Source organism: Neorhizobium sp. BETTINA12A (genome assembly GCF_023006485.1).
Taxonomy (GTDB): Bacteria; Pseudomonadota; Alphaproteobacteria; order Rhizobiales; family Rhizobiaceae; genus Neorhizobium.
On the sequence record NZ_JALBGW010000197.1, the window covers coordinates 1 to 8,048 of the forward strand.

The 8,048-nt window shown below is 60.3% G+C and carries 8 protein-coding genes; 4 read left to right on the forward strand and 4 right to left on the reverse strand.

Annotated elements, in window-relative coordinates:
* Window positions 1–981: DNA mismatch repair endonuclease MutL (gene mutL / locus MOV61_RS26575; protein WP_247138732.1), on the reverse strand; the 981-nt coding region annotated here is incomplete at its 3' end.
* A gap of 362 nt (window positions 982–1,343) precedes the next feature.
* On the opposite strand from mutL, the gene MOV61_RS26580 reads away from it, so the two are divergent.
* Window positions 1,344–3,011, forward strand: a complete 1,668-nt coding sequence (locus MOV61_RS26580) for a response regulator (protein WP_247138733.1) — start codon at window positions 1,344–1,346, stop codon at window positions 3,009–3,011.
* A 100-nt stretch (window positions 3,012–3,111) separates the two neighbouring features.
* A complete protein-coding gene (locus MOV61_RS26585; protein ID WP_038540336.1) occupies window positions 3,112–4,467 on the forward strand; it encodes a bifunctional diguanylate cyclase/phosphodiesterase in 1,356 nt (451 codons plus the stop codon).
* A gap of 116 nt (window positions 4,468–4,583) precedes the next feature.
* Here MOV61_RS26585 and MOV61_RS26590 read toward each other — a convergent pair whose 3' ends face one another.
* Window positions 4,584–5,201: a PRC-barrel domain-containing protein gene (locus tag MOV61_RS26590; protein WP_038540339.1), complete on the reverse strand. Its 618-nt coding sequence runs from the start codon at window positions 5,199–5,201 to the stop codon at window positions 4,584–4,586.
* A 192-nt stretch (window positions 5,202–5,393) separates the two neighbouring features.
* Window positions 5,394–6,275: an SMP-30/gluconolactonase/LRE family protein gene (locus tag MOV61_RS26595; RefSeq protein WP_247138734.1), complete on the reverse strand. Its 882-nt coding sequence runs from the start codon at window positions 6,273–6,275 to the stop codon at window positions 5,394–5,396.
* 412 nt (window positions 6,276–6,687) lie between these two features.
* Between MOV61_RS26595 and MOV61_RS26600 the strand changes: the two genes are divergently transcribed.
* Complete coding sequence (locus MOV61_RS26600) at window positions 6,688–7,419, forward strand: LuxR family transcriptional regulator (protein WP_247138735.1); 732 nt, start codon at window positions 6,688–6,690, stop codon at window positions 7,417–7,419.
* Here MOV61_RS26600 and MOV61_RS26605 read toward each other — a convergent pair.
* Window positions 7,412–7,576: a hypothetical protein gene (locus MOV61_RS26605; RefSeq protein ID WP_247039662.1), complete on the reverse strand. Its 165-nt coding sequence runs from the start codon at window positions 7,574–7,576 to the stop codon at window positions 7,412–7,414. The genes MOV61_RS26600 and MOV61_RS26605 overlap by 8 nt on opposite strands.
* A 217-nt stretch (window positions 7,577–7,793) precedes the next feature.
* Between MOV61_RS26605 and MOV61_RS26610 the strand changes: the two genes are divergently transcribed.
* The coding region (locus tag MOV61_RS26610; protein ID WP_247138736.1) for an iron-sulfur cluster assembly protein at window positions 7,794–8,048 on the forward strand (255 nt) is incomplete at its 3' end.

An 8,048-nucleotide genomic window follows, 5' to 3' on the forward strand; every position in this document is an offset into this window, starting at 1 on the left:
CTCGCGATGCAGCGCCTCGCGGATCGCCCCGACGATGAGGCCCCGCACCAGGCCGGGATCGCGGAATCGCACGTCCGACTTCGCCGGATGCACGTTGACGTCCACCAGCGCCGGATCGATCCTGATCGACAGGACCGCTACGGGATAGCGGCCGGAGGGCACGCTTTCCGCATAGGCGCCGCGCAGGGCCGACAGGATCAGCTTGTCCTGCACCGGCCGCCCGTTGACGAAGGCATATTGATGCGCCGAGTTCCCACGATGGAAGGTCGGCACGCCGACGAAACCGGAAAGTCCGACATCTTCCCGCATCGCATCGATCTCGATCGCGTTGTCGCGGAAATCGGCGCCGAGGATCTGCGCCATGCGGGAAAGATGGTCGTCGCCGGTCGCCGGGAATTCCAGCGTCGTGCGGTCGGAGCCCGACAGCACGAAGCGGATATGTGGGAAGGCGATCGCCATGCGCTTGACCACTTCGGTGATCGCGCCGGCCTCGGCCTTTTCGGTTTTTAAAAATTTCAGCCGCGCCGGCGTCGCGAAGAAGATGTCGCGCACCTCGACCACCGTGCCGGTATTGGCGGGCGCCGGCTTTACGCCGGACATCTTGCCGCCGATCACTGCCACCTGTGATCCTTCAGAATGACCGTTGCGGCGGCTGGTAATGGTGAGCTTCGCCACCGAACCGATCGAGGGCAGGGCCTCGCCGCGGAAGCCGAGCGTGCGAATGTCGTCGAGCGTCTCGGAAATCTTCGAGGTGCAGTGCCGCCGAACCGCAAGATCGAGATCGGCCGCGTCCATGCCGGAACCGTTATCGGTAATGCGGATCAGGCTCTTGCCGCCGCCAGCGGTGGCGATCTCGATGCGGGTCGCGCCGGCATCGATGGCGTTTTCGATCAGTTCCTTGGCGGCGCTGGCGGGCCTTTCGATGACCTCGCCGGCAGCGATCTGGTTGATCAGGGTCTCGGGTAGCTGTTTGACGGACATGCGCCATTTTCCCGGATTCGGCGCCGGAAGGAAAGCCCGGATCGCGCCTTTCCTAACCGATTGAAATGAACTTTAAGGTTGATGCACGGCCGTTCATTAATCCGGCTTTAAGATAAAGGCGATAATTTGTTCCGTATTAAACTTGGATGAAACCGGGGAGGCGCCAGCTTCCCGCGAGTGACCGGGATGGCGGCCAGCTGGGCACCGTCATGCGAGCCCCGATTACCCGTTGAGGACTTGGAGCCAGCATGTTCCCACGCCGACAAGACGAAAACTAGAAGGAATAACGCCGAGAGGCGAATATCGGCATTACGGTCCGATTTTTCATTCGGTCCGAAAAAGCATACGGGGAGTTTCATCCTATGAATGATTTGGCGTCGGCGGACGCAAACATTCAAGCTGTCATGCTCGAAGTGATTTCCGAGGGCATTTCGGGCGGCGTATTTGTCTATGACAAGAATGACCTGATCGTCTTTGCGAGCCAGCAATTGCTGACCCTCCTGCCGGTTCCGAAGAGCTTTCTGACGCCCGGCACACGCCTTCGGGATTTCCTCGGGGCCGTCTATGATGGCGGCGGACGCTTCTTGACCGACGCTTCCGGTCCGCGTCGGATGCTGAGCCGTGAGGACTGGGTTGCCGAACAGATCGCCACTCTCTGGAAGGAGAGGGCCGAGTCGCAGGAGCGCCGCGGCACCGACCGCTGGGTGAGCTTCACCAAGCGCCGCCTGTCGTCCGGTTACGGCGTTTGCGTCGTCAGGGATATCTCGGATCACAAGAAGCGCGAGGAACAGTGGCGCGCCGACATGGAGCGGGTACAGATCACCGAAGAGGTGCTCGACAACCTGCCGTTTCCGGTCACCGTCAAGGACAGCAATCTGACCTTCGTCGCCGTCAACAAGATGGCCGCAAGTTTCCTCGACCTGCCGCCCGAAGCGATTCTCGGTCGCAAAGGGTCCGATATTCATCCGCCGCAGGTGGAACAACGCCTCGACCGCCTCAATCGCGGGGTGATCGATCTCGGCGAGCCTCAGCAGATGTCCGAACTGGTAACGCGGCCGGACGGTTCGCAGGTCGTCATCATCGCCAATAAATACCGCATCGGAAAACCCGGCCGTTATTACCTGGTCACCGCCATGGAAGACATTACCGGGCTGGTCGCAATCGAGGACGGGCAGATCACGCCGCGCATGAGCCGGGGCGGATTGATCGCCACCTCGCTGACCCGGCATGAACGTGACCGGCCGGTGCAGGCCGCGGTTGAGCCCGAAAGGCCCGCTCTCTCCCACCGCAAGGTCCTGGTCGCGTCCTCCGACCCGAGGACGAACGCCGAGGCGCTGGAAATTCTCGATGACTTGGGGTTCGATACCTCTTCGGTTTCAGACGGTGAGGAACTGGAACTCTTCCTGCAACTGGCGAAGGAAGCCAGCATCGCGATCGATCTCGTCGTCGTCGACACGCTGGCGGACAAGGCCTGCCTCGAAATCGTCCAGCGACACCGCATTCCCGCCTTGGCCATCAACGGCGTCCGGGTGAAGCGGGATCTGGCCGCCGGCGTCGCTCGCCAGTTCAGCCAACCTGCCGTAACTGAAGCCGGGCGCGAAGAGGACTGGCAGATTGCCTCGCGAGCCGGCGAAAACGCAGCCATCGATGTCCTGGTCGCCGAAGACAACGGAGTGAACCAGATCGTCTTTTCGCAGATACTCGAGGGCCTGGGTTATCGTTATGCGATCGCAGCCGATGGCGAAGAAGCGGTCAGGCTCTGGCAGGAGCGGTCGCCGCGGCTGATCCTGATGGACATCACCCTTCCAAAGCTCAGCGGCTTCGACGCGAGCGTGCGCATCCGCAATCTGGAGACGATCGACAACTCCATTCCGATCATCGGCGTCCTCCCCCAGGCCTTCGAACGTGACCGCGACCAGTGTTTCGCCTCGGGAATGAACGAGGTGATCCTCAAACCGATCAGCCCCGAGGCGCTGGAAGCTGTCTTCCAGACGTATCTCGGCATACCCGCAAAGCATTCGTATGCTTAACCGATTAATCAATCCGTTCATGTAAGTTAAGCCCGGGCCATCATTTTTTAATCTTTTTCCCGCATCCTTCGCCGGTCTGTGAAGCGCAACGGGATAATTCATGAAGTCGGCGGGAAACCCATTGCCGCAGGTCAGCCAGAATGAACTTCAGGCTATGGCCTACAGCGACGCCCTGACGGGGCTGGGAAATAGATATCGTTTGCGCGACAAGGTGCGCCTGCTGGCCGCCGAGCGGGCCCAGGATCCCGCACCCTTTACCATCTGCATTGCCAATCTCGACGGTTTCAAGCCGATCAACGATCTGTTCGGCGCCGAAGCGGGCGACGAGATCCTCTGCCAGGTCGCCCATCGGCTGAAAGCCTGCATTCCGGACGGCGCGACCGTGACCCGCCATGATGGCGACGAGTTCGCCTTCATCCTGCCTCTGGTCTTCGAGCGCATCGGCGCTGAGCGCATCGGCCAGATGATCAAGGACGTCCTGTCCGCGCCTTACGATCTCGGCGACCGCAACGTTCGCCTTTCGGCCTCCTTCGGCTTTGCGATTTATCCCTTTGCCGGCGAGGATTTCGAGGAACTGCTGAAAAGCGCCGAAACCGCGCTTTACCGCTCCAAACGCCGCGGCCGCGGGCAGATCACTGTCTATTCACGCGAGATCGCCCAGGAAATGAAGCGGGCGACACAGCTGGAGCAGGCGCTTCGCAACGCCATCATCGCCGATGCCGTGGACGTCCACTTTCAGCCGATCGTGCGCATCAGCGATGGCGGAGTGGTCGGTTTCGAGGCGCTCGCCCGCTGGATCGACGCCGATCTCGGCTTCGTCTCACCAGCGGTTTTTGTACCCCTTGCCGAAGAGCGCGGTTTTATTGACGCACTTTCTGAAACGTTACTGCGCAAGGCAGCGGAGGCCGCACTCTCCTGGCCGCGAGAACTTTTCCTCTCCTTCAATCTCTCTTCAGCACAGCTGATGGACCCCGGCACAACCGAGACCATCCTCGCGACGCTCGCACGCGTCGGGCTTGATCCCTATCGTCTGGAGTTGGAGATTACCGAAACAGCGGTGATGACATCCGCCGATACGGCGCAGCGCATCATCACCGACCTGCGCCAGCAGGGCGTACGTATCTCGCTCGACGATTTCGGCACGGGCCAGTCGAGCCTCGGGCGGCTGCGGGACTTCACCTTCGACAAGGTGAAGATCGACCGCGCGTTCGTCTCGCGCATCACCACCGATCGGGCGTCGGAACATATCGTCAAGGCGATCATCGCCATGTGTGACGGCCTTAACCTGGCCGTGGTAGCGGAAGGCATCGAGGAAAAGGCCGACGCGGACAAGCTCAACGAACTCGGCTGCGCGATGGGGCAGGGCTACTATTACGGCAGACCCGCCGACAGCGCCGCCACCCTGCGCTATCTCCAGGAACACTACCGCGATTTTATGACCATCGAACGGGCTTGATCCCCGAGATTTGGCTTACGGGATCAGCGCCTGCAAAGAAGGGCGGCACCTGCGGTACCGCCCCGTTTCGTGGTGACGACGTGTCACCCGTTCCGGACCCTTAACCGACCGAGCGGTTACTTGCTCGGGGCAGCCGGGGTCGTCGACGGGTTGGTGGCGCCGCCTGCAGGCATCGAGGTTCCGGTGGAGGACGTGGTCGTCCGATCGGTTTCCGCCTGCTTGTCTGCCAGGGTCTTGAATTCCGGAGCAGCCTGAAGAGCTTCTGCCGTTTCCGTCGTGGTCAGGCGCATCTCGTTGTTGTTGTTCACATCACGCGTCATGGTGATCTTGTTCATCGGCAGCCCGACTTCCTTTTCGCCGATGCCGAGGAAGCCGCCGACGCCGATCACGGCTGCAACGATGCCGCCGTTTTCTTCGAGAATGAGGTCGTTAACGTCGCCGATGCTCTTGTTTTGTGCGTTATAGACCGACTTGCCGATATAGTCGTTGGCGCTGATCTGGTTTTCGGCCTGTTCGGTCAGATAGCCGCCGGACGCGCTCGCCGTGTCGGTGCCAGTCTTCGGAGCTGGCGTTGCGGCGCTGCCAGCCGGTTTTGCAGCCGGAGCCGTCGGAGCGGCAGGAGCTGCCGGAGCCGGGGAGGCCGGCGGCGGAGGCTGGGTCTGCGCAAGCGCCGGTGCAATGGCGGTGGACGCCAAAAGAACTGCGGCTGCCATCATGCTGAGGGTCTTCTTCATAACGAACCTACCTTCCTCTGCTCAATTTATCTCTTCGAACACACGGCGCTGGGTTGCGGAGTTCTCCGCCGCGCCAGTTCGAGAGGAAAATGTTATGAAAGGCGATTAGTTCCGGGCAAGATTGCCGAAATTTTAGGCGATTAAGCGGGAACTTTTTTGCGTTTTGCTAGTTTGGTACGCCCTCTGCATTCTTTATAGGCGATAGACGGGCTCTGGATCGCATTCGATCGAGACCGCGATCTCGAAGAGCGAGCCGGCGAGGGGGTCCGCGGCGCGGGCAGCCTCGTCCAGTCCCTCCCAGGCGGACGTCACGGCCAGCCGATCCTTGCCGATGAAGACCGGGCAGGTGGTGCGCCGGGCCGGCACCAGGTAACGCGACAGATGCCGGCCGTCGGCGGAATAATGATCCAGGGCCCCCTGGCCCCATCGGGCGTTCCAGAGGGTTCCGTCGCTGGCGCAGATCGAGCCGTCGATGCCGCCCGGCTTGCCGTTCTCGTCGACCAGAACTTCGGCCTTGCCATTTGGCAGGCCTGTTGCGGGGTCGAGGGATATCCGCATCAGCCGGTTGGCGCGGGTATCGGCATAATAACCGATCGCGCCGTCAGGCGAAAAGCAGATCGAATTGGGGATGCTGATGTGGTCGAAGAGTTTCGTCACCTCGCCCTGCCGGACATGATAGATCGCGCCGACGCCGTCCTCCCCCTTCCGGCCCATCGTTCCGATCCAGAAGCTGCCGGAAGGGTGCACCCTTCCGTCGTTCGAGCGGTTGCCCGGCTTTTCCGGCTCCAGTTCGCGATAGGGAGAAAGCTCGCCAGTGGCGCGGTCGCGGATGAAAAGCCCCTTATCGCTGGCGATCAGCTGTCGGGCGGCATCGATCGACGCAAGCGCGCTGCCCATCACCGGCAATGCATGAACGATCTCCCGCCCGGTCGGCAGATGCAATTCATGCAGTCCCTTGCCGAGAATGTCGAACCACCAGAGCGTTTGCGTCTCCGATTCGAAGGACGGGCCTTCTCCAAGTTCGCAGAGGGAGGAGGAAAGGACACGGCCTTCGAAAGTGTATGTGGTCACCACGTGAAATCTCCAATTGCATGCCGAGGTGATCAATTAGTATCATCGACGCGAGAGAGTCGGCAAACGCCCTGCATAAGTGATTTGATCCCCAATAAATATCTCCTGACAAGCATCTGGAGGCATGCAAGGGTTTGCAAATGCGAGCAGATGTCATCATTATCCGAAGTTGAGGACGTATGTCATCATTATCCGGAATTAATAATAGCCACGAATTCAGCAGCAAATTGAAATTTGAAATGGCAGTCCTCCGCCACGCGGACACGTTCAGCGGGATATGTCCGGGCAAATCCGGAGAGCCTCTTGTGTTCCAAGCGTCAGAGACGGGAACTGCGAATACGAAAGGCCGATTGGGCGGATGTATGGGAAATACCAGGGATCGTTCGACGCCACCGGGCGAGCAGAGAAGCAAGTGATGGCCAATACCGAGAAAGCAGAAGTTCCTCGGGTCTTTGACGGAAACGTCGAAGAAATCGCCGATCTCAAGACCCAGTTCGACGTCTTCCGGTTCATGAAGCGGATGACGGAGCACTACGGTTGCCGCACGTTCATGGTTCTCAACCTGCCCCACGCCACGTCGCTGGAACTGTCCAACAATACGGTGATCACCAACTGGCCGGCGGAACTGATGTCCCTTTTCGATCGGGAAGGCATGATGCAGACGAGCCCCGTGCTCCGGCGGCTGCGCACCTCGACCATCCCGTTCACCTTCGATCTGGACACGGTGCCACCCGAGCGGCAAGGACCGGCCATCCGAGGCATTTTTGGAAAATTCGGTGTCGTTCGGGGGGCTTATTTTCCGGTTCATGACATGTCCGGCAGCCGTGGCGCCGTTTCCTTCGCAGGCGACGGCCTGACATTCACGCACCAGCAGATGATGGAGCTCATGTATATCTCCATCCACGTCTTCGAGCGGCTGGCGGAAATCCGCAATCTCGATGTGCGCCCGACCGACACGCTGACTGACCGCGAGATCGACTGCCTCAACTGGACCGCTGCCGGCAAGACAAGCGCCGAGATCGCCGAAATTCTCGGCCTGTCGGAGCATACGGTCAATCATTACCTCAATCGCGCGGCAAAGAAGCTCGACACGGTCAACCGCACCCAGGCGGTCGCCAAGGCGCTGAGAATCGGTTTGATCAAATAACTAAAACGGATGCTGCGGTGCACAAAATTTCATCGCTGCTCAAGCCGTGATCGGCGCCGAACACGGCTTCCGCCAAGGAATATTGCGACGCAGCAGGCGTTTTTGCCGGAAGTGGCTGAAAAAGCTCATCAATAGGAAGTATCTTCCCGTCTGGCATGTTTCGTGCTTCTGTAGCGTCAGGTCCAGAGGGGACTGCAAGCGCCCCAAGAGGCGTGACAAGAAAGGCTGCCGTTCGATCAGTGCGCCACATGGCTGCCGATCGAACGGCGGTTTATCTTGCTTGCTCCCGGCAATGCCCAACTCCTATATATCTGCGAACGCGGCATCCCGTCTTGAGGGAGGGGACCGTATAGGCATTCGGGAGTTTTGACATCATGGCTGAAGTGACGAAAGAGGAAGTTCTGGCGGTTCTTGCGAAAGTGCGCGGACCGGACCTCGAAGGCGATGTCGTCTCGCGCGGCATGGTCTCGGACGTCTTTATCTCTGACAGCAAGGTTTACTTCTCGATCACCGTGCCGGCGGCGCGGGCGAATGAGCTGGAACCGCTGCGCATGGCGGCCGAGCGCACGGTCAAGGCGATGCCGGGCGTAAAGGGCGCTCTGGTGACGTTGACGGCGGACCGCAAGGCC